Source organism: Eximiradius sp. (assembly GCA_937127445.1).
GTDB lineage: Bacteria > Bacteroidota > Ignavibacteria > Kapaibacteriales > UBA2268 > JAKIZO01.
This window is the reverse complement of record CAKZLY010000015.1, coordinates 37,365-62,891: the sequence shown is the minus strand read 5'-3', so window position 1 is coordinate 62,891 and position 25,527 is coordinate 37,365. Positions and strand designations below refer to the sequence as shown.

Here is a 25,527-nt window from a genome sequence, read left to right as displayed (position 1 = left end):
GTGAAATATGAAAACACCTGATTTTTCAAATATGGAACTAAATCTGAATTCTAACCGAATTGTCTTTGATACTTGGCGACAAAAAGCAGAGAATGAATCTGGAAAATCGCTTGATGAATTAATTGTAAATACGCTTGAAAACATTGATATTTATCCGATATATACATTAAATGATATTAAGGATTTCGAGCATCTTAACTATACTGCAGGAATTCCTCCCTATTTACGCGGACCATACCCGACAATGTATGTGGCTCGTCCTTGGACAATTCGCCAATACGCTGGATTTTCAACTGCAGAGGAAAGTAATGCTTTCTACCGCCGTAATTTAGCAGCAGGTCAGAAAGGTTTGTCCGTTGCATTCGACCTTGCTACACACCGCGGCTACGATTCAGATCACGAACGCGTTGTTGGCGATGTTGGTAAAGCAGGTGTTGCAGTAGATAGTATCCTTGATATGAAAATTTTGTTTGACGGGATTCCTCTCGATAAAATTTCTGTTTCTATGACGATGAATGGTGCAGTTATTCCTGTGATGGCTTTCTATATCGTTGCTGCATTGGAACAAGGTGCTAAACTTGAACAACTCTCCGGCACAATACAGAACGATATTTTGAAGGAATATATGGTTCGAAATACCTACATCTATCCACCCGAAACATCAATGAGAATTATCGCTGATATTTTTGAGTTTACTTCGAAATTTATGCCTAAATTTAATAGCATTTCTATTTCTGGCTATCATATGCAAGAAGCAGGTGCAACAGCCGATCTTGAAATGGGCTATACTCTTGCTGACGGTCTCGAATACGTTCGCACGGGACTTAAAGCAGGAATTGATATAGATGCTTTTGCTCCTCGACTATCATTCTTCTGGGCTATTGGAATGAATTACTTTATGGAAATTGCAAAAATGCGTGCTGCGCGCGTTCTCTGGGCAAAAATCATTAAGCAGTTTAATCCGAAAAATCCTAAATCGCTTGCTTTGAGAACACATTCACAGACTTCCGGTTGGAGCTTGACCGAGCAAGATCCATTCAACAACGTTGCTCGTACTTGTATTGAGGCTATGGCTGCTGCTTTGGGACATACTCAATCATTGCATACAAATGCTCTCGACGAAGCAATTGCTCTGCCAACTGATTTCTCTGCTCGTATTGCTCGCAACACTCAGATTTATCTCCAAGAAGAAACAGGTATTTGTAACGTTATCGATCCTTGGGGCGGTTCCTATTATGTTGAAATGCTAACAAAACAACTTATGGATAAAGCTTGGGGACATATTCAAGAAATTGAATCGCTCGGCGGTATGGCTAAAGCTATCGAATCTGGTATTCCAAAAATGAGAATCGAAGAAGCAGCAGCTCGCCGCCAGGCACGTATTGACAGTGGTCGTGAAGTTATTATTGGTGTGAATAGATATAGACTAGAAAAAGAAGAACCTATCGAAATCCTTGATATTGATAATTCCGCTGTACGTGAACAGCAAATTAAGAGACTGCAAGAACTTAAAGCAAACCGTAATCAAGCGGGAGTCAATGAAATTTTGGATAAAATTACAGAATCTACTGCTTCAGGCAAAGAAAACTTGCTTGAATTGGCAATCGAAGCCGCAAAACGTCGCGCCACTCTCGGTGAAATCTCTTATGCTATCGAAAAAGTATGTGGTCGCCACGTGGCTACTACACGCACAATTTCAGGAGTGTATAGTTCTGAATATGCAGAGAAAAATGCAATTGAAGAAGTTCGTCGTATGACTGATGAATTCGAACGGCGTGAAGGACGTCGTCCAAGAATTTTGGTTGCAAAAATGGGACAGGACGGGCACGATCGTGGTGCTAAAGTTGTTTCTACTGCCTATGCGGATATGGGATTTGATGTGGATGTAGGTCCTCTTTTCCAAACTCCACAGGAAACAGCCAAGCAGGCAGTTGAAAACGATGTCCACGTTGTCGGTGCTTCTTCTTTGGCTGCTGGTCATAAAACTTTGATACCTCAATTAATTGAAGAATTGAAAAAATACGGTCGTGAGGATATTATCGTTATTGCTGGCGGTGTTATTCCTCAGCAGGATTACGAATTCTTATATAAAGCCGGTGTGGCAGAGATATTTGGACCGGGAACTAACATTCCATATGCAGCAAAAAAAATTATGGAACATTTGTTCGAGAGATTTAACGATTAGAAATTAAAGTAAACAAATAATTATCAATTTTTGAATAAGCAAGAGCTCAGTAGAGTCTCTTGCTTTTTATTTATTTTTTAGCTCATTTTTGTCAATTATTACCGCAATCATAGCATCACCTGTTACATTGATCACGGTTCGCATCATATCAAGTGGTCTGTCTATTGCTAAAATCAATGCTAAACCTTCAATTGGTATTCCAACTGCATTTAACACGATTACAAGCATAACAACTCCCGCTCCTGGGACGGCTGCTGTACCAATTGAAGCGAGCGTTGCAGTAAAAAGTATTGTCAATAGACTAACAAACGTCATCTCAATTCCAAATACTTGAGCAATGAATACTACTGCAACTGCTTGATAAAGACTCGTACCATCCATGTTAACTGTGACACCTATCGGTAAAACAAAACTTGCTACTTCATTCCGAACTCCAAGCCCTTTTTCCACCTGTTCCATTGTTACAGGCAATGTAGCTGCACTCGAACTCGTAGAAAATGCCACAAGATGCACCGGAAACATCTCTTTGTAAAAAATTTTGAATGGCATTTTAGCAAATATTCTCAATAGAATTGGATAAAAAACAAAGCCTACAAATAATAGCCCAACTATTACCACCAAAGCATAATAGCCCAATGTTTCGAATAGTCGAAGCGATTGAGCAGGATTATCGCCAGAATAATCGACTATTAGCCCAGCCAACAATGCCATTACTCCAATTGGAGCAAAATACATAATAAAATCAATTATTTTAAGAATTATTTCATTTAAACCTGAAACGAAATCTCTGACAAGTTCTACCTTTGAATTTTTCAACAATACAATTGCAACTCCAAACAAAATTGCGAAAAATATTACCTGTAACATATTGGAATTGCTTGATGCAGAAGCAATGATATTCTCTGGGACAATATCGACAATAAATTTTAGAGATCCATCAGACTTAGTGCTTTCTATTGCATCTGTTTTAGTCTCTAAAACTTGTGAATATTTACTTAGCAGTTCTACTCTTTTCTCTTCTGGGAATGATTGACCAGGTTCGAATAAAGTTACAAGCATTAAACCGATTGATACTGCCATTATTGTTGTGAAAATGTAGAAGGTAAGTGTTTTAAAACCTATCCGCGATAGCTTTGTAATATCCGATAATCCAGAAATTCCTGTAACAAGTGAGGCGAAAATAAGGGGTATTGCGACAAGCTTTAGCAGTTTGAGAAAAATTATTCCAAATGGTTTCAACCAATCTTCAACAATCCACCCAGTATTGGTAGAAACAGCAACAACACCAACAATTGTACCTATAAGCATCCCGGTTAGAATGTGAGCGTACAAAGGTATCTTTTTCATTCTGAGCGTGTTAAGTTCGACAACTGAAATGTAAAATAATAATATTTAAGTACGAAAAAAAAGAAAATTAAGGAATAATTATTTCGCCAAGAGATATTTTTTTTAAGACTTCAGGATATAATTTATGTTCAATTTTAAGCACCCTCTCTGCTAAGCTTTCAGGTGTATCATCGGGGTAAACTTCGACTCCCATTTGCATAAGAATTCTGCCTCTATCGTATTCTACGTTCACTAAATGAACAGTTGCGCCGCTAACTTTTTCCCCTGCTTCGATCACTGCCTTATGAACATTAATTCCAAACATTCCTTCGCCCCCGAATTTAGGCAACAGTGCAGGATGAATATTTAGCACACGTCCGTGGAAATGGTCTATTACAGATGGAGCTAATTTTTTCATATATCCAGCTAAAACTAATGTATTAACTCTATATTTATCAAAAACTTCTATAATCTGCTCGTTAACTTTTCCTGGATGAGTTTTTTCACTTACGTGAAATGCAGGAATTCCTTCTTTGCGGGCTCTTTCCAGTGCCCCTGATTGGGAATTGTTTGAGATAACAGCGCATAGATGTGCTTTCAAATATCCAGATTTGACACTATCAATTATTGCTTGCATATTTGTGCCACTATGCGAGGCAAGAAAACCAAGGCGAAGCTCAATCATTTTATTCTTTTGGAATATTCGTTCAAAAATTTCTTCTCATAATAAGACAAAGATTCTTTCCCTTTTTCGTTGATTTTGTCAAGTATTTGATTTAATTTTTCTTCGTTCTCTTCTTCATTATCCGAAAGTTCGCAGTAATCTTCTTCATATTTGTGATAAATTTGGGAAATATTCATATTTAATGTTTTTTTTGCGGCAACTATTTCTTCTGGTTCTGGGACGTTAATTTTAACTTGCCTTTGCTTTGATGAATTTATTTCGACTTCTCTTTTTTCTATGTATTTTCTCATATTTCGAATTGGTATATAAACAAGAAAACCAGATAGCACACCAAACATTATTGGGAAAGTGTAATACAATTGTTGTGGATTTGCAACATAGTTTATCATTATCCACAAACTTGCAATTAGTATAGCAAATGTTGATACTGTGAGAGGATTTTTTTTAGAAAGCTTTTCTTTTGGCATTATCAGAGTAACAAGCGTTAGAATGAAAAATCCTATAGTTTCGCTACCACTTATGTAAATATCTTTATTCCAAAGTGATAAAGTTATTAGCAAACCATTTAATACAGATACCATAAATAAAAAAATCGGATAAAGATATTTGTTCAAGTAGTTTTCTAATTTAGTCGATAAAAATATTAAAATTGGTGCAAGAATAAAGATAAATAAATTATCTTTCAATATTAATGGGAAAGTGATGAGTTGCCAGAAATGATAATTATGCGAAATTTCCTTAGGATTTAATAACAACAATTCGCCTAAATTCAGATTTAGCACTAAATTGACCAGATTTGCGATAATAATTACAAGCAATAATATAAAAGAAAAAGATTTTATGGTTCGAATTTTAAACATTATTTTAAGCTATCCAAAATTTCATCAACTTTTTCAACAGTTAAATTTTCATAAAAATCTTCATTAATTGCAATCATCGGGGCACCGCCACAGGCACCCATACATTCGACTTCTTCCAATGAAAATTGGCCATCGCTCGATGTTTCATTGTTATTTAAATTTAACTTTTTTGAAATATGATCATATATTTCCTGACCACCACGAAGCATACACGAAACATTTGTGCATACCTGTACGTGATATTTACCGGGCTGCTTTTTGTGGTACATCGTGTAGAACGAAACCACTCCTTCAACAGTTGAAAGTGGAACATCCAGCAATTCTGATACATATTTCATTATATCTTTCGATATCCAGCCAAATTTATTTTGAGCGAGCCACAGAACACCCATTAATGCTGCCTGTTGCTGTGGATATTTTTGCTTTAAGTTTTCGACTTTTGCTAATTCTCCATCATTAAATTTTATTTCCATTTTTTATTATCCTTTTTTTATTCTACGAATAAAAAGCTTAACAGATAACCAATGTTTTAAAGCAGTCATGATTTTATGAAGATTCGAAACCCTAATTCTTTTAGAAAAAACATCAAATTCATTAAGTTCAATTTTTTCGAGCAAGCGATAATATATTGCGTCCATTATTTCGGCAGAAACTATTGTAGGTTTTTCATCGGGTCGTAAAAATTGTCTTGCACGATGGAAATATTCCCTTGCTCGCATCGCTTCAAAGTTCATAAGTTCAATAAAGTTCTCATTATACACTTCGTTATACAAATCTTCTTCCGTATAATTAAATCGTATTAAATCTTCTTGTGGTATATATATATATCCTCTATTTTTATCTACTTTCACATCTCTTAAAATGTTTGTAAGTTGAAGCGCATATCCTAAATTAATTGCATAGTTTTTTGTTTCTTCATACTTATATCCAAAAATTTCAATACTAATTAGTCCAACTACACTTGCAACACCATATAAATACTCTTTAAGTTCTTCAAAAGTTTCATATCTTTTTTTGTATAGGTCTCTTCGGCATCCATCAATTAAAGTTAAAAAATACTGCTTTGGGATTGCAAATCTATCAATGGTCTTAATAAATGGAGCCAGTAGCGGTGTAGTAATCGAATTATTATATAATTTTTCTATTTCATTTTCCCACCAATTCAATCTTTCAAGTTTCTTCTGTATTTCCTTTGGATGATTGTTTGGTGAACTATCAACAATTTCATCGATATAACTGCAAAAGGCATATATTGTATTCATGGCATTTCTTTCATCTTTGGGTAATATGGAAAAAGAATATAGAAAGCTCGACTTTTCCTTTTTAGGAACTTCTGCGTTTTCATAGTTTGCCAATATTTCTGGTGTTATTATTTCCATTGTTTTATTGCGTTTAAAATAATTTTTATCTTATCTTTTCCATTCAATTTTGGACGATGAAACAAAATATCACTTTTAAGACGAACAACTTTTTCAAGAATTATTGTTCCACCTGAAATTATCATTGCAAGTTCAAATCTTAGTCTTTTCGAGTGGACCAATTTTAATATTTTTTCTCCTTCTTTGAATAAATTATAGATCAGTAAATATAATTTATTCAAAGAATTAAACAAAATAAATTTATTTTTATCTTTTGTGAAATCATCAATTGTAATATTTGGAATTAAATTATTGGGTATATAAATTCTCCCTATTTCAATGTCTACCGACATATCCTGTAAAAAATTTACAAGTTGTAAACCAGTGCATATACAATCAGAATATACTTTGGTTGCTTGATTATATTCGCCAAAAAGTCGTAGAACTAATTCTCCGACTGGATTAGCAGAATATTGGCAATAATCAAGCAACTCTTCAATGCTTTCGGGCTGGGAAAAATTTATATCTTTTTTGAATGCAGCAGTTAATTTAACAAAAGGTTCTCCTGGAAGATTCAATTCATTTACTGTGTTGGATAAAGCCAGAAACAAAGGATTAAAAGAATTAGATTGGAATTTTTTATTTGCGCTATCAGCTAAAAAGTTAAGTAAATTTATTCCCAAATCTTTATTTCTTGTACCAACAACATCGCCAAGGTCGTCTGCTATTCTACAATAAGCATATATCGAATAGAAATGCTTTCTAATCGTAGAAGGAATTGCAACCGAAGCTACTGGAAAATTTTCATAGTGACCCAAGGCAACCTTTTTACAAAAATTGTATGCATCATCGAGATTATTTGTCCTAAATTTACCTCCATTTTCAGTTAGCAACTCGACTATGTCATTTTCGCTTAGTTTCATCTCATTCATTTACAAATTTGGGTAAGGTTACAAAGAACTTTGTACCAACTCCAACCTGACTTTCAACCGATATTCTTCCGTTTGATTTATCAAGAAGTTCTTTGCATAGTATCAAACCAAGTCCTGTCCCTTTCTCGTTTTGTGTCCCAAGTGTTGTATAATGTTTATCAATTCTGAAAAGTGATTTTATTGCATTTTCGTCCATTCCAATCCCATTATCTTCGATACAGAATGTAACAGTATCACTAAAGATTTCTTTAATGTATAGTTTCACATATCCATCAATGTCAGTAAATTTTATTGCATTAGAAATAAGATTTCTCAAAAGAGTTTGAAGCATATTTTTATCAGCCAACACATATATTTTTTCGTCAATTTCATTTATTAATTTTATACCTTTTCTATTTGCCTGATGAGAAGCTAAATTCAAATTGACATCAACATTTCTTTTTAGATTTAACGGCTCGACATTAATTTCTGACAATCCACCTTGCAATTTAGACCATTCAAGTAAATTTATAAGTAATTCATATATATTTTTAGCTGATGTATTCAATGCATCAGACATAATAACAATTTCTTCTTTTGTCAAATCATCGATATCTTTGCTAATTAATTCCGTAAGTCCCATAAATCCAGTAAATGGACTTTTTAAATCGTGAGCAATTATTGAAAAGAGCTTGTCTTTGCTTTGGTTGATATTTCTTAACTGTTCTGCGGAAACAATAAGTTCATAATTTAAATCCATTATTTCATTGGCGAGCTGTTCGATTTTCGCTTTCGACGATTTTAGTTCAGCAATTAATTTTTCTCTTTCTTGTTCGTATTCTTTCTTTTCGGTTATGTCTTTCAGCACACCTTCGTAGAACAATACCCTTCCAGATAAATCACGAACTGCTCTTGCACTATCTTGCACCCAAATAACTTTTCCAGTTGGTGTTTTCATCTGAATTTCTGAATAAACTACGTTATTTTTCTCAATTGTCTGCAACCATTTTTCTCTATCGTCGGGAATTAGATACAATTCTTTACCATTAATGGTATTAAGTTCTTCTTTTGAGGAAATACCAAGCATTTTTAGCAGTTCTTGATTGCCATCTATAAATTTTCCATCAGGTGTAGTAATATAAAGTCCTAACGGAATTCGCTCAAATAAGCTTCTATATTTCGCTTCGTTTTCTGCAAGTTTAATTTCGGCTTTTTTTCTTGCAGTGATGTCGTGAATAATACCTTCGTAGCCGATTTTTTTATTTGCAGAATTATATCGTAAATTACATACAATTAAGCAGCTTAATATTTCACCATTTTTATTTAATAATTGAGCTTCGAAATTATTCACGTAGCCATTGTTTTCAATTTCATTAATAAAGCTCATTCTATCGGTGTAATTTGCAAATAACTCTCTTATATTGATTTTTTCAATTTCTTGTTTTTCATAACCCAATAATTTCAGCATAGATTTGTTGCACCCTTGAATTACTCCGTCTGTATTTGTATAGAAAATTGCATCGAGCGAATTTTCAAATAGTTCGTAATATCTTTCTTGTGCTTGTTTTAATGCCCTTTGGGATTCTTCTAATTTACTTTCAACTTGAATTCTATTGACTGTATTAAGAACTACCGATGGAAGAAAATCTAAAAAATTCATATCCTTAACAATATAATCTCTTGCACCTCGCTTCATCATTTCTACTGCAACGTGCTCATTCCCAAAAGCAGTCATAGTAATGAATTCTACATTGTAACCTTCTCGACGGAGTTCATCGATTACATCGAAGCCATTCATATCTGGCAAATTGTAATCAAGGAGAATTAAAGGAGTGTCCAGGGTTTTGTATATTTCTATACCTTCCTTGCCAAGCATAGTGGAATATACTTCAAATCCCAACTTTCTTAATGACTCCTGAATTATTATCAGTTGATTATCGTCATCCTCGATTACTAATATTTTTATATCTTGATTAACCTGACTATTGCTGTTGTTTCTCATAACACGATAAAAGAAAAATCAATAATAATAAACGAAATATATATAAATTATCCAAATATAATAAAAAAACAATACTGAAATTATAAGATTTTTCATTTTTGGAACAAATTTTGTGCTTAAAAAATAAATATGAGGAGTATTTATGAAAAACGAGAGAGTAAACGTAACGAAGCCATATCTCCCGCCACTAAATGAGTTTATTCCATTTTTAGAGGATATTTGGGAAGAAAAATGGCTAACAAATAATGGGAAGTATCATCAATTTTTCGAGGAAGAATTAGCACGTTTTCTTGGAGTAAAACACATTTCTCTTTTTTCGAACGGGACATTAGCTTTAATCACAGCTTTGCAAGCATTGCGAATTAGCGGTGAGGTTATTACAACTCCATTTAGCTTCGTAGCAACAACCCATTCTTTGTGGTGGAATAATATTAAACCTGTTTTTGTTGATATAGAGCCAAATTCTTTCAATATTGACCCGAACAAAATTGAGGCTGCTATTACCCCAAAGACTTCCGCTATTTTGCCTGTGCACGTATATGGCAATCCTGCGGATGTCCATTCAATACAAACTATAGCAGATAATTATGGTCTTCACGTTATCTACGATGCGGCTCACGCTTTTGGTGTTAAACTCAATGGCAATTCTATTCTCAACTTTGGCTCACTTTCTATATTAAGTTTTCACGCAACAAAAGTATTTACTACTTTCGAGGGTGGAGCAATTATTTCACATGACCATGCAATGAAGAAACGCATAGACAATTTGAAAAATTTTGGCTTTGCAGGCGAAACAACTATCGTTGCACCAGGAATTAACGCAAAAATGAATGAATTTCAAGCTGCTCTCGGTCTGTTACAACTTAGATATGTTTCCGAAGCCATCGAAAAACGTCGTATTGTAACAAATCGTTATCGCAATCTTTTAGAAAAAATTGCAGGTGTTTCGTTCCTTAGCGATTTCCCAAATGTTGAGCACTGCTACTCTTATTTTCCTGTTTTAATAAACTCCGAAATTTGTGGGAAAACAAGAGATGAAGTATATGAAAAATTAAAGGAATTTAATATTTATTCACGCAGATATTTTTATCCATTAATTAGCAATATCCCAACTTATCGCGGGCTTGAAACTGCAAAACCTGAAAACCTTCCTATAGCAAATATAGTTGCTAATCAGGTATTGTGCTTACCACTATATTCTGAAATAGGTGATAAGGTTGATTATGTTGTTGACAAATTAATTGAAATATTGAAAAAATAATGAATTATTTTTAAAATATTTCTTTAATAAATACTTCTAAAAATTGCTATTTTGGATATTTTTGTGGAGGTATATTATGTTAAAACTCACTTATGTTAGTCATTCTACTTTTATTTTAGAAGATGGACAAAATACTCTTGTTATTGATCCATTTTTCAGTGGAAATCCAACTGCAAACATATCAATCGATAGCATCAAACCTAACTTCATTGTTCTTACACACGCTCACGGCGACCACCTTGGAGATGCTTTGTCTTTAGCTAAAAAGCACGGTTCTCTGATTATCGCTGTTAACGAATTAGCTAATTACTGTGCGGCCAACGGTTGCAAAGCACACAATATGCATATCGGTGGTGCTTACAATTTCTCATTCGGTAGACTAAAATTTACAATTGCTCATCACGGTTCTTCCACAAATGACGGGCAATATATGGGCGAACCTGCTGGCGTCATAATAAATATTGGTGGTAATGTGGTCTACCACACCGGCGATACAGGTTTGTTCTACGATATGAAGCTCATTGGCGAACTCAATTCTATTGATATATTATTAGCTCCTATTGGTGATAATTTCACTATGGGAATTGACGATGCAGTTCAGGCAACAAAATTTGTTGACCCGAAATTAGTAATTCCAATGCACTACAATACATTCCCTGTAATTAAAGCTGATCCGAACGAATTTAAATCGAAAGTTGAGAAAATTGGTAAAAAATGCGTTGTGATGCAATATGGAGAAACAATTGTATTTGATGAATAATTAGGAGAATTAGATGCAAATTGAGGCAATTCAAAACGCTTTGAAGGAAACAAATATTGATGGGTGGCTATTCTATGATTTTCATAATCGTGATGCAATTGCTCATAGAATTTTGAAAATTGACACAAATCGTTTTACATCCCGCCGGTGGTTTTATTATATTCCTGCCGAAGGAACCCCCAAAAAATTAGTTCATAGCATTGAAACTTATAAGCTTTCTCATCTTCCAGGCGAGCAATTTGTATATCTGCCTTGGGAGCAACAGCACGAATATTTACGGCAAATTCTCGTTGGCGCTCGCAAAGTTGCAATGCAATATTCACCAATGAACGCTATCCCTTATGTTTCGATTGTTGATGGTGGGACAATTGATCTTATTCGTAGTTTTGGCATTGAAATAGTTTCCAGTGCCGATCTTGTTTCTTTATTTGAATCTCATCTTTCTAATGAAGATTTCGAATTTCACAGCAAAGCGGGAATTATTATGCAGCAAATTAAAGACGCTGCATTTAAAGAAATTGCCAATAGAATTAAATCTGGGAATCCACCAAAAGAATATGAAATCCAGCATTTCATGCATAATCTAATGCGAGACAACAATCTTATTTGGGGCGATGGCCCTGTCGTTGCTGTTAATGAACACGCTGCCGACCCGCATTTTGAACCAACTCCCGAAAATAGTTATTCTATGCAGGTTGGAGATTTAGTTCTTATTGATTTATGGGCAAAACTTAACAAACCAGGAAGCATATATTACGACATTACATGGATGGGCTATATTGGCGAAACAGTTCCTGATAAAATCCAGAATATTTTCTCGGTAATTGCTCTTGCTCGCGACACAGCTTACAATTTAGTGACAGAACGATTCAATAACAATACGCCTGTCTATGGTTGGGAAGTAGATAAAGCTTGTCGAGAAGTTGTTGAAAATGCTGGTTATGGTAAATACTTTATTCACAGAACAGGTCATAATATCGGCGAAGAAGTCCACGGAAACGGTACTCATATTGATAATCTCGAGACTAAAGATTTACGTCGTATTATCCCAGGTTCTTGTTTTTCAATCGAACCTGGTATTTATATGCCTGACGAGAAAATTGGTTTTCGTACAGAAATTGATGTTTTTGTTACTGATGAAGGCAGAGTAGAAGTGGTAGGCGACATTCAACAAAAGGTAATTCCTATTATGAAATTACAATAATTGACAATATTGTTTGTAGAGGTGCAATGCATTGCGTCTCTACGAAAGACTGAATAATAAACACAGAATTCTAAATTTAACAAAGATGCTTGCCTCTACATAGGCAAGCATCTTCATATTTTAATTGAATATTTAATCTAAAATTTTAATTAACTTTTATTTTTAATCTGTTTTATTGCCTCTTTTGCCGCTTTTAGTAATGGTTCAGCAGATAGTTTATTCCTAACTGCACCAATCATCCATACCTCAGGTGTCAATCTTCCTTGAACACACATTCTATACATCTCTTCGCCTAAATTTTTACCCTTTATGTCTTCCGCAATTTGAAACTCTATTAAGTGTCCTAACGGATAAGCTGAAAGATACAATGGATAATCAATCATATGTGAATAAATTGCAAGTATTGGTTGATCTTTAATACCGAAAACGGGTGCATAATACGAATTCCAAACATCCTTTGCAATTTCGATAACTTTTTGTTTTAACTGTTCTTCATTTGTATTCGGGTTATCATAGAGCCATTTCCAAACTCGCATATCTACAAGCGACACACCCATAATCTCATATGTTGCCCAGGCAGCATCGAGCACATCCAATATTTCTTTTTCTTTATTTGTATTCTTTATGCCTAATAAAGGTAAATCTCTGGATTGAAAAGTAAATGCCCATGCTTCTGTAAAAGCAGTATTTGGAACACCATTCAGTAAGTAATAATCAACGTCGTAAAGTGTTAACGTTTGTTCAACGTTGTGTCCTAATTCGTGTATTGCTATATTGTAACCTTTATAATCCATTCCGCTTTTGCCAATTCGAGTGCGGAGGTGAGCTTTATCGCCACGCATCTGCGCTCCCCAAGCATGTCCAGCACCACGCGAAGGATCAACAGTAATTCTTGAAGCAATTTCTTTTGCTTTTTCTGTTTTAAACCCAAGTTTTGTTAAGATATTTGGTATATCTGCTTCCAATGCTTTTGGATTAGGATATTTTTTCGAAGTAATTTTTGTCAATTCATCTTGATTAAGCAATGAACGGGATTTAAAACCATCATACCAAATATCAAAAGGTTCAAGTTCACGCCCCAGACGTATTTTAATTATTTCACCTATTTCTTTAAATACTGGATTTGAGCAGTAATCGACAAACATCTTTTCCACTTCTTCTTGCGGAATTTCCATCTCTTTTTCAAATTTTGCTTTAATGTAAGTAGGGAAGAGGGGATTATATTTGTCAATTTCTTTCAAAGCTTTGAAATTTTGAAGCAAATGATAATATCTTGTATTTGGCTCGCTTTTCAAACTTACTTCTTTATTGTCTTGGTACACTTTATTTGAAAATGGGTTCCATTTATATTTATCGCTATTTACAACATCTTGTGGGATTGATTGCTCGATAATGCGCAACATAACTTGATAAATCATTTTTTGTTTGTTTAATGGATTTTCTTTCCCATATTGTGCTTTAATTTCATCTCGCAAATTCCAGTGGCTAATTAATTTCATATCTTCGGGGAAATATGTGTTCATATTGTCATCGACAAGATATCCAGCCATTATATTATAATTACTTATATAATTATCAGCATTTGCCATAGCTTCCGACGATTTTAACAGCAGATTTGCCGGTATATTTACTGTAAATAAATCGCCCATTCGTGCATAAGCCCACTGCTTGCGTGTCCAGTTTTTCCCAAGTTTATTTTTTTCTTGTAAACTATAATATGGGAAATTAAGAGCAATGTAATATGCTATCTTGTTTTCAAAAAAGTCTGCTGTTAAGTGTGCCGATGGCTCATATCCTGAAACCATCAAATCAAGAGGTGTTACCTCACCTTCATCGATATGCACGGGTTTTTTCAAATCGAGTGAAATCCTGTTGAAATTGCCTAATAAGGTTTCCCAATGTTTCGAGAAACTATTAAATACAGCATCTAATTCTTTTTCGTTTCCGATAAAATTTTCCAGACAGAATTTTTCAAATTCACTCTCACTTCCATTCCATAATTTTGCAACAACATTCACACCGCGTTCAATCCGTTCTTTTTGGCTTTCACCATATTTTGTAAGCAAATCTTTAATAACCTGCTCGATTTTCTGCTTGGAAATTTCACTTTTTTCAACAGTATTTTCAGTATTTTTGCCGCAAGAAATTATCATTGTTGCTATTCCAAATATCATAAATAAAACTATTATAGATTTTTTCATAAAAGCCTCAAGTTTATTAGAACAAACAATAAATTATCTTATAAAATAATGAAAAATAAATGAATTTTGGCATAGAAATGTTAGTCATTGAGAAGTTCATCTATCTTTTTTTTCATTCCATCGAATTCCTCGCGAACAAACAGCCGTGTGAGAAATCTTACTTTACCTTGTTTGTCGATTATTACGTTGCGGGTAACCCCTGCTCCTTTTTCCGCATACAATTCAAAAATCTTGCCGTCTTCATCTAATAAAATTGGATAACTAACTTTAGTCTTTTGAATGAATTTCTCGATAGTTTCTCTGTCTTCTTTAAAATCAATACCAAAAAGTTTGAAACTATGATTTTCTTTATGCACTTTCCAGATTTCTTCTTCAATGAAAGGCATTTCCTTCAAGCATACACTGCACCAACTTGCAGTAAACTGTAGCATAATAACGTTCCCACGTAAGTCTCGGAGCTGTTTCGTTGTTCCATCTAAAAACTTCAAAGTAAAATTCGGAGCTTCATCGCCTATTTTCACCCTGTGCTGTGGGTCAACTTTCTGGCAGAATAAGTTTAATGATAATGCAAATAATCCAAAAACAATTATTTTAATTAATCTTAGCATTTCTTATTCAATTACAAAATTTGAAGTGCTTTTGAATAATATTCAGCTTTGTTTCTTACACGTTCGAAATAATCACCGCTACCATCTGGATAAATTATTGCTCTCGATACATTTACAACTGCTGGCGAATTCCCATTGGCTTTAAGCACACTATCAATATTACCACCTTGTGCACCTATACCAGGAATTAGAAGCAGATGTCGTGGAACTAATTTCCTAATTTCTCCAATTTCTTCTGGATGAGTTCCCCCGACAACATATCCAGTTTGCTCAAAATTGTAGCTAACAGATGTCTTTTTGATTACCAGTTTATATAGCTCTTCATTGTTGATTTTTTGCTTTTGATAATCAAACGCTCCTTGATTAGATGTTAAAGCTAAAATGAAAATAATTTTGTCCTTATAATGGAAAAAAGGCGATAGTGAGTCATATCCCATATATGGATTTACGGTAATTGAATCGGCATTAAAGTAATCGAAAATGCTTTTTGCGTATGCCATAGATGTATTGCCAATATCACCTCTTTTTGCATCGGCTATCACAAAATGAGAAGGTGGTATTGCCTTGAATGTATCATACAAAGCTTTATATCCGGCAACACCATATTGCTCGTAAAATGCAAAATTGATTTTATACGCTATTGCTAAATCTTTTGTGGATACAATTATTTCTTTGTTAAATTCAGTAATTCCACTTGAATTTTTTGGAAAAACTTCGGGTATTTTATCTAAGTCGGTGTCCAGTCCAACACATAATAATGTCTTTTTCTCTTTGATTAAATCAATTAGCTTTTGAAATGCTGCCATAAATTAATCCTGAATGCTATTCTTAAAATTTAAATATCTTTGAGTAAACAAATTGCTTTCTGTTGGCTGACCAATACTATGTTTACTTAATAAATTATCTACTTTTTTAATTCGTTCTTGTGGCAAAGGATGAGTTGAAAGTAATTCTTCAAGCTTTCCTCCTTGCTGATTTGCTCCAATTTTTTCAAAAAATAACTTTGTTCCGCCTGGATACCAATTTGTCGACAGCAAATATTTGAAAGAATATTCATCAGCTTCATATTCATCGTCTCGGCTGTTTTTCAAAAGTGCAATACCTGTTAATAAATTAGCAGCTATTTCCTCCAAAACACTTGGGTTACTTCCAAGAACTAAACTCATAAGAATTGTTATTCCATATTGCTTGGTTAGTCGCTTAGTTGAATGCCTTCTCTCTATGTGTGCAATCTCGTGAGCTAATACGGCTGCCATTGTTGCTTCATTATCAAGAAATTTTATTAATCCTTTATATACATACACATATCCACCAGGAACAGCAAACGCATTAATTGTGTTTGTATTGATAATTTTCACTTGATAATTAAAAGTGTTTTTATATTTTATTTCGGGCGAGTTGAGTATTGTATTAACAATATTCTGTAAATAAGCAGTTGCTTGTGTGTTATTTAATATCGGATACTCATTAGTATTCGCAACTATTTCAGCATCAATCTGTTGTCCTAATGCAACTTCATCCGAAGTTGAAAAAAGATTGAAATTGCTTGGACTTGTTGATTCGTCGCAACCAGTTAGCGTAAAGGATGATACAATTAGTATAAAGATAACTACTTGATTAATAAATGCTCTTATGGTTTTCATAATATTCCCAATTAGACATTATTATATCTCTAAAAATACAACTATACTAATATAAAAATAATTAATCTTTTTTACGAATATTTTCGTCAAAAATTTTCAACATTGGATGAAGTCTATTTTCATCATCTACAATTTCTTGTTGCAAAGCGTTAAAAGTTCTTATCTTAAATTTTTGTATGATAAAAGAAGATAAAACACTGGAAAGTATCAAAGGTAATATAATATTATAGTTACGACTTATCTCAAATAAAATAATTCCACCTGTTAGAGGTGCTTGAAAAACACCCGAAAGAACAGCTCCTGCACATACGATTGCATATAATCCAATATTTATATCTTTAATAAAGAAACTCGATATTAATCCCAACACAAATCCATACATCGCTCCTGCTTTTATTGATGGAGCGAAAGTCCCTCCAACTGAACCGCTTGCAATTGTTATCGCATTTGATATTGGTTTTAATAATAAAGTCAACAAAGACACCATTAAAATAATAATGATGTGAAGGTTATTATTTGTTAATGGCAATAAATACTCGAAAATAGATAATTTAATAAGTCCCTGCCCGTTTCCTCTGATTGCATTATTAATTGGTTGATATGTTGATTCAAGTAATGTAGGTAATAGCGCAGCCAAAATGCCTACTAATAACCCGCCAATTGCAGGTTTCAATACTTGTGGCACTTTTTTAAAAGTATCTTTGACTAAGATAGTTGTCCAATAATATATTTTTAGATAGTATATTGCAATAAATCCACTTGTTATACCAGCAATTGCCAGGAGAAACATATCTATTACCGGTACATCAGCCACCTGTGGCGTGATAAGTAAAGGATTATTCCCGACAAAAATTCTTGTAGTTGCCGTTGCTGAAATCGAAGCTACTACTAAGGAAGCAAACGATTTTAATTTGATATCTCCAATAATTGCTTCCATTGCAAAAATTATTCCACCCAATGGAGCATTAAATATTGCACTAATTGCTGCTGCAGCTCCACTCCCGCAATATATTTGCATTTTTTGCTTGTCAAAATTTAATATTTGAGATATTGACGAACCAGCCGATGCTCCTAAAACTATTGTTGGTCCCTCTTTTCCGGCTCCACCTCCACTTGCAATCGAAATCGCTGATAGTAAAATTGATTTAATAGAGTTGCTCCAAGATATTTTCCCATCCTTATAGACCAATGACTGAACAACACTTTCTATCCCTTCTTGCGTTACATTTTTAAATACTGTCTTTCTTAATATTCCTATAATTAATCCACCTAAAAATGCTATAATTGGAAGTAAAATAGTGCCAGTGTTTGAAATATAATTTTGACTATCTGTTAATATTTGAAACAGTGTGAGAAAAAATATCATTGTTTCGTGGTAAACGAAACAATGATAATTCCAATTAATCTACTGACAATTAATTCAAAGTAATCATTATTCTTATATCGAGCTGCTCTCGATATGAATTGTTCAATTAATTTAAATGTTGTTATTTTCAACCAGTGGTAGCTCAATTACGAACTTACTCCCGTTATTGTAATCCCTATCCACCCAAATTTTCCCGTGATTTAGCTCAATTAGCTGCTTGGCTATCATCAATCCTAATCCTGTGGAAGTTTCACCACCTGTTGGTTGCGCAGAAAATCTTCCAAATGAAGTAAATACCTTGTCTATTTCATCTTCTTTAAATCCAGGGCCGCTATCACATATTTCTAAACGAAGAAAATTGCCATTTTCTCCTTTGCTTTTGCTTACTATTGTTTCAATTGGCTTTTCATAAGGGCTGTATTTTATCGCATTGCCAATTATATTGTTAACTGCACGAACTATTTTTTCGCTGTCAACCTTCAGCTTCAACTGTTCCGAAACTTCTTTTTTAACTATTATGCTTTGTCTTTTGTTTTCTGCCAAAGGCTTTTGTACATCTAATACTTGTGCAAGTATTTCATCAAAATTAACAACTTCAAATTTTAAATTGACTTCATTATTTTCCAACTTGTTAAATTCAAGTATTTCATTAACAATTTTCAGCATTTGTTCAGACGTTTTAACTATTATATCAAGGTTTGAATAATTTTCGTGATTAGCATCAAAATCTTTTTGAACAAGACCTGCAAGCACCATAATAGTCATTAACGGTGACTTTAAGTCGTGTATATTCATCTGTAAAAATCTATTTCTTTCCTCTAATTCTTGATTTAACAATCTATTTGCCTTATATAATTTTTTCAATCGAACAAGTGTTTGAACCCTTGCAATTAACTCACTTGGTTCAAACGGCTTAGCTACATAATCATTCCCACCGCAAACAAAGCCAAATGCAATGTTTTCACTATTATCATTTGCAGACAAAAATAATATTGGCAATTCGAACATATCATACTTTTGACGTACGTTCTTACAAATATCGTATCCGGAAATATTTGGCAAAAGAACATCTAAAATTAGCAAATCATAATTGTTCACCGCGAGAATATCATCAAGATTGTCTGGTTCTGATAGGTAATCAATCGTGTATTCTGTATGAGTAAAATATCGCTTAATAAGCTTATAGAACGGCTCTTGGTCGTCAATCAATAATATCTTACCTTTCTCTTTCATTTCGACTTCCAAATATATCAAGTGTTAGCAAATTTATCAATTAAGTCTTTTAATATACTGACGTTTTTCCCCCACGAATAATTTGTCTTTACAAAATTGAGGGCATTTTCAGAGATTGTATCTCTAAGCAAACTGTTATTCAATAGATTTATGCAGTGCTGAGCATATTCTTCTGGCTTCCTACCAATTAATATTTCAATATTTTCCTTTGCATTGATAGCTTTATTACACAATTCAGAGGATACTACAGGCAGTCGCATTGCCATTGCTTCTAAAAGCTTATTCTGCAAACCCGTTCCAGTTTGCATTGGGGCAAGAAATACTTTCCCTTGCGAATACGCTTCTCTTATGTCATTTAATCTTCCTGTAATTATAACATTTTCTCTTTGCAATTCCAGCACTTCATTCTTAGGGTCGGCACCAGCTATCATCAAAGTAACATCTGACTTTGATTTTTGTATTATTGGTAATATCTTTTGAACAATATACTTTACACATAATACATTTGGTTCATATTGCATATTGCCAACAAATAGTAAATCTATTTTTTTTTCTACATTATTCTTTGGTAAGAAAAAAGCCAAATCTATCCCATTTGGAACGACTACAATTTTTTCTTTATCGTCTCGATTGATGTATTGCCTATCTTCTGCTGTAATGATAATTTTATCGTCATATTCATCAAATATTTTCTGTTCGTATTTTCTCAATCTATTCGCTTCTGTCTGATAAAAAAATCGTCCCCAAAAATTGCTTTTCTTGCTTCGTCTTTCAAATCCTATGGACAGAGCGTCCTGATAATCAAGCATTTTTCTTATTCTTATTCCTTTTAAGTAATCAGCCGGTCTAATCATTAAGCAAATTGCATAATCATATCCCCCATTTTCAATAATATTTTCTACTTGCTTCTTTATCGATTTATCATATACAAAAGCATTTTGGAAAGGTTTGCCGTTAAATAAATTCAAAAATAAATTCTTTATTATCTTTAATCTGGAAAACTTTATTTCATAAATTTTCTTGACATATTTTTTAACAATTTCTTTGGATAGATCATCAACCTTCTCATCAACAATTGATAATAAATCTATTTCGTAATATTTGGATAACTCTCTAATAAAATTGAACGCTCTTAATTTATCGCCTTTGTCAAGCGGAAAAGGGAATCGGTACATTAAGTAAAGAAGCTTCATTATCAGAATATTTGTAATTGCACTGTATGCAAAATTAGTATTTTTTATTAACTAAATGAAAAAAAAAAGGAAGCATTAAATTGCCTCCTTTTATTATCATCTTTGATATTTTCTTCTTGGTCGGTCTTGTGGTTCGTCAGGAGCATTTCTATTATGTCCTCTTCCCATTATTTTCTTTCTAACTTCATTGTTAAAGTTTCTTTCGAATAGTATTAACTTTGCAAGCTCTTCGTCGCTAAGTAAGTTCTGAAATTCTTTGTATCGTTCGCCCATAGTTTTCGATAATTCAGAGTGAAGATTAATAATTTCGGCATTCTTATTCTTCAAATCATTTAATTTAACGCGTTCCTGTTTCATAAGCTCCATCAGTTCACGAGTTGCTTTGTCAATTTGATTATGTATAGTAAAAATCTTGTTGTCGTACGAAGTATATTTTGCCAGAAACTTATCAGATTTCGCCTCATCAAGAGCTAAAATCTCTATCATTTTCAATTTTTTCATTGTTGAAAAACGTTGAAATGCTTTTTCTCCCTGAAAAGGTTGTCCTTTGGTTTCTATGATTGAAAATAATAATATCAGCGGGATAAGATAATAAAATAATGCTTGTTTCATTTTATTTTCCCTCAATTATTTCTTGAAAAATATCTTCATCAATGTATTCAAAATAGTTATAAATATTAAACTCATCTAAATAATTTACTCCAACATCATTACTAATAAATTCTGCTAAAGAATTGTTAATTTCTTCAATTTCTTCATCGTTTATTTCTTCTTCTTTCTCTGATGTTCCATATTCTATAAATTTAACTAAATCTTGCGAATTTACTTCATCTATAATCGAGCTATCAATAACTACCGGTTCACTAAGCCTTGCAATCTGAGCCTGGTCAATCTTAATATATCTTCCTCTGTTATGTAAATCTAATTGTATAGCAATAAATATTACAATTAGAGCAATCAATGGAAGTGCCAATTTAGGAACCAATCTTAGTGAACTTTGTGGTCGTACTTTTCTCTCCATTTTGTTCAATACTTTTACTGATGTATTGACAGTATGAGATTGAAATACCCTGTCGAAGTCCATCTGTTCCAATTTCTCGAAGAAAAGCTGAGCTTCTTTCACTTCCTTTTGTATATCTTCAAACTCTGTGTAATGCATTTCGAAGAATTCTCTTTCGCTTTCACCAAGCCTCCGAAAAACGTAATCAGGAAGGAGTTCGAGTAGTTTCTTTTTTATTTGTTCTTGATTTCCCATTTTATATCTCACTTTTAAGTTTTTCTGATAATTTTTTTATTGCCTGAAAATAGTTCGCTTTTAGTCCGCCAACGCTTGTTCCAAGTAATTGTGATATTTCTTCGTAGCTTAAATTGTCAAAGTATCTCAATGCAAATGTTTCTCGTTGTTTTTCTGGTAATTTTGTTAATTCAGATAAAAACTTTCGTTCTAATTCGTTAGCAATATAATATTGTTCTGGACTAAAATCTTTTTGTTTTTTAATTACATCACTATTATCGTCAAGTTTGAAAAAACTCGTAATTTTTTTCTTCCTCATAAATGTTAAGCAAGTGTTTACCGTTATTCTATATAACCACGTTTTTAGAGAACTGTCCTGCTTAAACTTTTTCAAATTGTTCAGTGCTTTGATAAATACTTCTTGTGTTAAATCCTCAGCATCGTCATATGAACCCACATATCTCAAAGCAATAGCAAAAACAAATTTTTCATATTTTCGAATAAGCCTTTTGGCTGCATTATTACTACTATTTGATAAATAATCATCTATTATATTTTTGTCTTCACTATCTATCAACTCACTAACATCTTATATTTTTACTAAATTAGACTTTAAAAAATACAAAAGGTTTAATTCTTAAAAAAATATTTTCAAATAATTGAATGCGAAATTATTATTATTTTGCTTATATTTTTTATTAATTTTTGGAAAAACTATGAAATATTTACGTTTGGTATTACTACTTTTTGTAGTTGTTGCTTGCTCAAAAAAAACTAATGAACAGCAAAGCGTTAATCTTAAATCAGAAAATGAAAAAATAAGCTATTCTGTTGGATATGATTTGGGAGCTGCTTTCCGGAATGATAGTTTCCCTTTTGTTGAAGAAGCTTATTTGCAAGGATTACGTGATGGCTTTTCTGATGACACTTCCGAGTCGAAGGCTAAAATTAAGAAGTCTGAGCGTCAAGAATTGAATATGAAACTTATGGAGCGTGTTCGTCAAACTCAGGAAAAGAGGCAACAAAAAGAATTAGAAAATTTCCGTAAAAATGCTGAAAAAAACAAAGCAGAAGAAATTAAATTTTTAGAGGAAAATAAAAAGAAAAGCGGGGTTATTTCATTACCTTCAGGTATTCAATATAGAGTTATAAAACCTGGGAATGGGCCTAAGCCATCAATTAACGATGCTGTAATGATGAAACTTATTGCAAAATTTCCAGATGGAACTGTTTTTGATAGCTCAGCGAAAAATAATCCTGTTTATCTTCCTATTAAGAATCTTATTGAAGGGTGGAAAATTGTTATTCCTATGATGCCTGTTGGTTCTCGCTGGGAAGTTGTCGTCCCTTCAAAACTTGCTTACGGAGAAGAAGGTTATGGAATGGTTATCCCGCCTTATGCTACCTTGATTTTCGAAATGGAACTGGTTGAAATCGCAAAAAATAATCCTAACGAAATGAAAACGAAATGAAATAGTTGATTGTTCGCAAATAAAAGGATGTTTGCCATTTATTTCAGCAAGCATCCTTTTTAATTTCTATCGAATTTACTATTTTATTACTTCTCAATTCTGATTATTACGCTTCTATTTAATATCCGTCCCAATGGTGTTCGGTTATCGTATAAATATTGTGCGGGATATTCAATTTTATAGTCTTCGTCGCGCAATTGTAATAATTTAATAGCTGCCAAAGCCCTTTTCTCAGCCAATTTATAATTATAATCTTTACTTCCAATATTATCAGTAAACGGAATTATTGTGAGTTTTTTCCCTCGATAATATAGGTCGTCAAGCACTTTTTCTCGTACTCTGTTGTCAAAAAGTGCAAACTCACTACTATCGAAATCGAATAATCCTAATATTGTATATTCTTTACCATCGTTTGGATTGATAATCAAATTAATTTGCGATAGTTTTGGATTTATTATATATGTTTTATCATTTGTTAATTCTATTCCATTTTTTAATTTAACTTTCGTTTTGACGTTCATCGGAGTATTTACAAATCCTCGGTAGAGGAAATAATCATCGATTATATTAAATCTTGTATCAATATTATTATTTTCGAAAACAAGACTATCATTGATGAATATCTCAATTTGATAATTCTCATACTCAAAAGGTATTTGGGCATTGAAAAAAACAACATTTCGGTTTTTTGAATAATAAGTATTTCTTGTTTCTTTGTAGTAATTAAATCTCTTAATATTAAAATCTTTATACTCAAATTTTGCACATATATATTCATCCTCGGTTTTTTTATTAATGCTGTCTTTTTTTATAACGTTTTCTTGAAATTCAAAGTTTGCTAAATTGTTCGGAGCAAAATTTTTGACAATTTCTATTATCTTATCTTTGCGTTTTTGATAAATTATTGGATTTTCACTTTCTAATCTATTTATTGTAACTAATGTAGCGACTTCACTATTTTTGATGAACTTAATGAAAGCAGTATCCAAATTAATAGATTTAGCAATCGGATTTATCGGCTTAATAACATTATTCAATTGATTGCTGTTTTTCTGGAAAAAAATAATAGATGGCAGTACTGAAATCTCTGCTTCAAGGTTGCTGAAAATCGGTATGTCTATATTGGAACTATCTTCCAGCTCAATATTTGAGTATTTTGCAGTTAAATTATATTCTAAATTTGGATTAGCTGGAATTTCGGGTTCAGGCATAGGTGGATTTATTGGCTGAATTTTAGGTTCTTCCTTAATTTTAGGAATATTAAAATTAATATCCATCCCAAGCTTGGAACTAACAATTTTCCAATCGACATTTCTAACAACATTATTTAGCCCATAATTCAATTCAAACTTTGGTTGAAGTGTGAAATTCTTAAAATTGAAAGTATAATACGCAACGCCAAACGAAATTGAATATAAAACAGCGGACAAATCATTTATTTTACCCGATTGTTCTCCTCTTATTCTTGATTTTGTGTCAGAAAAAGTAATATTGTCAGGCTTCTTTAATTTTTCAACTTTGTATAATTCATTTGAAATTGGGAAATCGAGATTAAGACCAAAAGAGATAAAAAGCGGTAAGTTCAATGGTGGTTTAATACTTATTTGAGAAAAAATTCCAATTGTCATTAAATCAACATCAAGCGTATAGTTAGAGATAATTTTTTGATAAATATCCTTATCAATATAATATCCGATAAATTCATCTATTGAATATTTGGCAGATAAATCAGATAGCTTAGCACCAAATAAATATGAAATTTCACTGTTTAGTATATTTTTATCCTGATTATATCCCATTCCAAGCCCAAGAAAATATCCCATTCCGTTGGCAAAATCATAATTGGTGCAACAACTTGGGTATGCTGGCAAGCTTCGGAAATTCGAATTATAAAAGTTGCCTTGAATTGCCAATGAACTATATAGAAAAATATTCCTATAATTTGTGTCTTGTATCCCGAATAGTGAATTACTGCTCAATAATAAAAAAAGTAATATCGTGATCTTTCTCACTTTTCACCTTTTA

General features: G+C 32.9%; 23 protein-coding genes. 5 read left to right on the top strand and 18 right to left on the bottom strand.

The features are described 5' to 3' along the window. Positions 1-7: 7 nt before the first annotated feature. The gene (gene scpA, locus AC6QZF_RS04435) at positions 8-2,185 is read left to right on the top strand and encodes a methylmalonyl-CoA mutase (RefSeq protein WP_499798669.1); all 2,178 of its coding nucleotides are present in this window, start codon (positions 8-10) and stop codon (positions 2,183-2,185) included. A 66-nt stretch (positions 2,186-2,251) separates the two neighbouring features. On the opposite strand, the gene AC6QZF_RS04430 is transcribed toward scpA, so the two are convergent. From AC6QZF_RS04430 to AC6QZF_RS04400, 7 genes are all read right to left on the bottom strand, one after another. Continuing rightward, a complete protein-coding gene (locus AC6QZF_RS04430) occupies positions 2,252-3,532 on the bottom strand; it encodes a dicarboxylate/amino acid:cation symporter (protein WP_499798668.1) in 1,281 nt (426 codons plus the stop codon). 67 nt (positions 3,533-3,599) lie between these two features. Further along, positions 3,600-4,196, bottom strand: coding sequence for a phosphoribosylglycinamide formyltransferase (gene purN / locus AC6QZF_RS04425; RefSeq protein WP_499798667.1), 597 nt, complete (start codon positions 4,194-4,196; stop codon positions 3,600-3,602). Then, complete coding sequence (locus tag AC6QZF_RS04420; protein WP_499798666.1) at positions 4,193-5,056, bottom strand: DUF6576 domain-containing protein; 864 nt, start codon at positions 5,054-5,056, stop codon at positions 4,193-4,195. Before AC6QZF_RS04420 ends, purN begins: the two co-directional genes overlap by 4 nt. Then, complete coding sequence (locus AC6QZF_RS04415) at positions 5,056-5,529, bottom strand: NADH-quinone oxidoreductase subunit NuoE family protein (RefSeq protein ID WP_499798665.1); 474 nt, start codon at positions 5,527-5,529, stop codon at positions 5,056-5,058. The genes AC6QZF_RS04420 and AC6QZF_RS04415 overlap by 1 nt, the downstream gene beginning before the upstream one ends. Positions 5,530-5,535: 6 nt before the next feature. Further along, positions 5,536-6,435 carry a phytoene/squalene synthase family protein gene (locus AC6QZF_RS04410; RefSeq protein ID WP_499798664.1) on the bottom strand — a complete coding sequence of 300 codons (900 nt, stop codon included), beginning with the start codon at positions 6,433-6,435 and terminating at the stop codon, positions 5,536-5,538. Further along, positions 6,426-7,337 carry a squalene/phytoene synthase family protein gene (locus AC6QZF_RS04405; RefSeq protein ID WP_499798663.1) on the bottom strand — a complete coding sequence of 304 codons (912 nt, stop codon included), beginning with the start codon at positions 7,335-7,337 and terminating at the stop codon, positions 6,426-6,428. Before AC6QZF_RS04405 ends, AC6QZF_RS04410 begins: the two co-directional genes overlap by 10 nt. Position 7,338: 1 nt before the next feature. After that, on the bottom strand, positions 7,339-9,327 hold the full coding sequence (locus AC6QZF_RS04400; RefSeq protein WP_499798662.1) for a PAS domain S-box protein: 1,989 nt from the start codon (positions 9,325-9,327) through the stop codon (positions 7,339-7,341). 142 nt (positions 9,328-9,469) lie between these two features. Between AC6QZF_RS04400 and AC6QZF_RS04395 the strand changes: the two genes are divergently transcribed. The 3 genes from AC6QZF_RS04395 (at position 9,470) to AC6QZF_RS04385 (ending at position 12,552) form a co-directional block, all read left to right on the top strand. Continuing rightward, complete coding sequence (locus AC6QZF_RS04395; RefSeq protein ID WP_499798661.1) at positions 9,470-10,588, top strand: DegT/DnrJ/EryC1/StrS family aminotransferase; 1,119 nt, start codon at positions 9,470-9,472, stop codon at positions 10,586-10,588. Positions 10,589-10,664: 76 nt separating this feature from the next. Next, a complete protein-coding gene (locus AC6QZF_RS04390) occupies positions 10,665-11,348 on the top strand; it encodes a metal-dependent hydrolase (protein WP_499798660.1) in 684 nt (227 codons plus the stop codon). A 13-nt stretch (positions 11,349-11,361) separates the two neighbouring features. Further along, entirely contained in the window at positions 11,362-12,552 is a 1,191-nt protein-coding gene (locus AC6QZF_RS04385; RefSeq protein ID WP_499798659.1) for a M24 family metallopeptidase, read from the top strand. Between the two features lie 149 nt (positions 12,553-12,701). On the opposite strand, the gene AC6QZF_RS04380 is transcribed toward AC6QZF_RS04385, so the two are convergent. The 10 genes from AC6QZF_RS04380 to AC6QZF_RS04335 form a co-directional block, all read right to left on the bottom strand. Beyond that, positions 12,702-14,753, bottom strand: coding sequence for a hypothetical protein (locus AC6QZF_RS04380; protein WP_499798658.1), 2,052 nt, complete (start codon positions 14,751-14,753; stop codon positions 12,702-12,704). 80 nt (positions 14,754-14,833) lie between these two features. Continuing rightward, positions 14,834-15,361, bottom strand: coding sequence for a TlpA family protein disulfide reductase (locus tag AC6QZF_RS04375; RefSeq protein ID WP_499798657.1), 528 nt, complete (start codon positions 15,359-15,361; stop codon positions 14,834-14,836). An 11-nt stretch (positions 15,362-15,372) separates the two neighbouring features. Beyond that, the gene (pyrF, locus tag AC6QZF_RS04370; protein WP_499798656.1) at positions 15,373-16,167 is read right to left on the bottom strand and encodes an orotidine-5'-phosphate decarboxylase; all 795 of its coding nucleotides are present in this window, start codon (positions 16,165-16,167) and stop codon (positions 15,373-15,375) included. A 3-nt stretch (positions 16,168-16,170) separates the two neighbouring features. Beyond that, positions 16,171-17,004, bottom strand: coding sequence for a M48 family metallopeptidase (locus tag AC6QZF_RS04365; protein ID WP_499798655.1), 834 nt, complete (start codon positions 17,002-17,004; stop codon positions 16,171-16,173). A 61-nt stretch (positions 17,005-17,065) separates the two neighbouring features. Beyond that, positions 17,066-18,370 (bottom strand): chloride channel protein, encoded by a 1,305-nt coding sequence (locus tag AC6QZF_RS04360; RefSeq protein ID WP_499798654.1) that lies wholly within the window; start codon positions 18,368-18,370, stop codon positions 17,066-17,068. 111 nt (positions 18,371-18,481) lie between these two features. Continuing rightward, on the bottom strand, positions 18,482-19,603 hold the full coding sequence (locus tag AC6QZF_RS04355; protein ID WP_499798653.1) for a hybrid sensor histidine kinase/response regulator: 1,122 nt from the start codon (positions 19,601-19,603) through the stop codon (positions 18,482-18,484). Between the two features lie 17 nt (positions 19,604-19,620). After that, on the bottom strand, positions 19,621-20,796 hold the full coding sequence (locus AC6QZF_RS04350) for a glycosyltransferase (RefSeq protein WP_499798652.1): 1,176 nt from the start codon (positions 20,794-20,796) through the stop codon (positions 19,621-19,623). Between the two features lie 96 nt (positions 20,797-20,892). Next, complete coding sequence (locus tag AC6QZF_RS04345) at positions 20,893-21,408, bottom strand: hypothetical protein (protein WP_499798651.1); 516 nt, start codon at positions 21,406-21,408, stop codon at positions 20,893-20,895. A gap of 1 nt (position 21,409) precedes the next feature. Next, entirely contained in the window at positions 21,410-22,051 is a 642-nt protein-coding gene (locus tag AC6QZF_RS04340; RefSeq protein WP_499798650.1) for a hypothetical protein, read from the bottom strand. A gap of 1 nt (position 22,052) precedes the next feature. Then, a complete protein-coding gene (locus AC6QZF_RS04335) occupies positions 22,053-22,607 on the bottom strand; it encodes an RNA polymerase sigma factor (protein ID WP_499798649.1) in 555 nt (184 codons plus the stop codon). 139 nt (positions 22,608-22,746) lie between these two features. Between AC6QZF_RS04335 and AC6QZF_RS04330 the strand changes: the two genes are divergently transcribed. Beyond that, a complete protein-coding gene (locus tag AC6QZF_RS04330; RefSeq protein ID WP_499798648.1) occupies positions 22,747-23,502 on the top strand; it encodes an FKBP-type peptidyl-prolyl cis-trans isomerase in 756 nt (251 codons plus the stop codon). Positions 23,503-23,588: 86 nt separating this feature from the next. Here AC6QZF_RS04330 and AC6QZF_RS04325 read toward each other — a convergent pair whose 3' ends face one another. After that, positions 23,589-25,514, bottom strand: a complete 1,926-nt coding sequence (locus AC6QZF_RS04325) for an OmpA family protein (RefSeq protein WP_499798647.1) — start codon at positions 25,512-25,514, stop codon at positions 23,589-23,591. Positions 25,515-25,527 lie beyond the last annotated feature (13 nt).

What these genes read in the sequence shown, in the direction of transcription:
- AC6QZF_RS04400 (WP_499798662.1), bottom strand. Translation starts at nt 9,327, where the DNA reads ATGAGAAACAACAGCAATAGTCAGGTTAATCAAGATATAAAAATATTA.
- AC6QZF_RS04355 (WP_499798653.1), bottom strand. Translation starts at nt 19,603, where the DNA reads ATGAAAGAGAAAGGTAAGATATTATTGATTGACGACCAAGAGCCGTTC.
- AC6QZF_RS04375 (WP_499798657.1), bottom strand. Translation starts at nt 15,361, where the DNA reads ATGCTAAGATTAATTAAAATAATTGTTTTTGGATTATTTGCATTATCA.
- AC6QZF_RS04390 (WP_499798660.1), top strand. Translation starts at nt 10,665, where the DNA reads ATGTTAAAACTCACTTATGTTAGTCATTCTACTTTTATTTTAGAAGAT.
- AC6QZF_RS04420 (WP_499798666.1), bottom strand. Translation starts at nt 5,056, where the DNA reads ATGTTTAAAATTCGAACCATAAAATCTTTTTCTTTTATATTATTGCTT.
- AC6QZF_RS04430 (WP_499798668.1), bottom strand. Translation starts at nt 3,532, where the DNA reads ATGAAAAAGATACCTTTGTACGCTCACATTCTAACCGGGATGCTTATA.
- AC6QZF_RS04415 (WP_499798665.1), bottom strand. Translation starts at nt 5,529, where the DNA reads ATGGAAATAAAATTTAATGATGGAGAATTAGCAAAAGTCGAAAACTTA.
- AC6QZF_RS04405 (WP_499798663.1), bottom strand. Translation starts at nt 7,337, where the DNA reads ATGAAACTAAGCGAAAATGACATAGTCGAGTTGCTAACTGAAAATGGA.
- AC6QZF_RS04330 (WP_499798648.1), top strand. Translation starts at nt 22,747, where the DNA reads ATGAAATATTTACGTTTGGTATTACTACTTTTTGTAGTTGTTGCTTGC.
- AC6QZF_RS04345 (WP_499798651.1), bottom strand. Translation starts at nt 21,408, where the DNA reads ATGAAACAAGCATTATTTTATTATCTTATCCCGCTGATATTATTATTT.
- AC6QZF_RS04350 (WP_499798652.1), bottom strand. Translation starts at nt 20,796, where the DNA reads ATGAAGCTTCTTTACTTAATGTACCGATTCCCTTTTCCGCTTGACAAA.
- AC6QZF_RS04410 (WP_499798664.1), bottom strand. Translation starts at nt 6,435, where the DNA reads ATGGAAATAATAACACCAGAAATATTGGCAAACTATGAAAACGCAGAA.
- AC6QZF_RS04360 (WP_499798654.1), bottom strand. Translation starts at nt 18,370, where the DNA reads ATGATATTTTTTCTCACACTGTTTCAAATATTAACAGATAGTCAAAAT.
- purN (WP_499798667.1), bottom strand. Translation starts at nt 4,196, where the DNA reads ATGATTGAGCTTCGCCTTGGTTTTCTTGCCTCGCATAGTGGCACAAAT.
- AC6QZF_RS04380 (WP_499798658.1), bottom strand. Translation starts at nt 14,753, where the DNA reads ATGAAAAAATCTATAATAGTTTTATTTATGATATTTGGAATAGCAACA.
- AC6QZF_RS04365 (WP_499798655.1), bottom strand. Translation starts at nt 17,004, where the DNA reads ATGAAAACCATAAGAGCATTTATTAATCAAGTAGTTATCTTTATACTA.
- AC6QZF_RS04395 (WP_499798661.1), top strand. Translation starts at nt 9,470, where the DNA reads ATGAAAAACGAGAGAGTAAACGTAACGAAGCCATATCTCCCGCCACTA.
- scpA (WP_499798669.1), top strand. Translation starts at nt 8, where the DNA reads ATGAAAACACCTGATTTTTCAAATATGGAACTAAATCTGAATTCTAAC.
- pyrF (WP_499798656.1), bottom strand. Translation starts at nt 16,167, where the DNA reads ATGGCAGCATTTCAAAAGCTAATTGATTTAATCAAAGAGAAAAAGACA.
- AC6QZF_RS04385 (WP_499798659.1), top strand. Translation starts at nt 11,362, where the DNA reads ATGCAAATTGAGGCAATTCAAAACGCTTTGAAGGAAACAAATATTGAT.
- AC6QZF_RS04340 (WP_499798650.1), bottom strand. Translation starts at nt 22,051, where the DNA reads ATGGGAAATCAAGAACAAATAAAAAAGAAACTACTCGAACTCCTTCCT.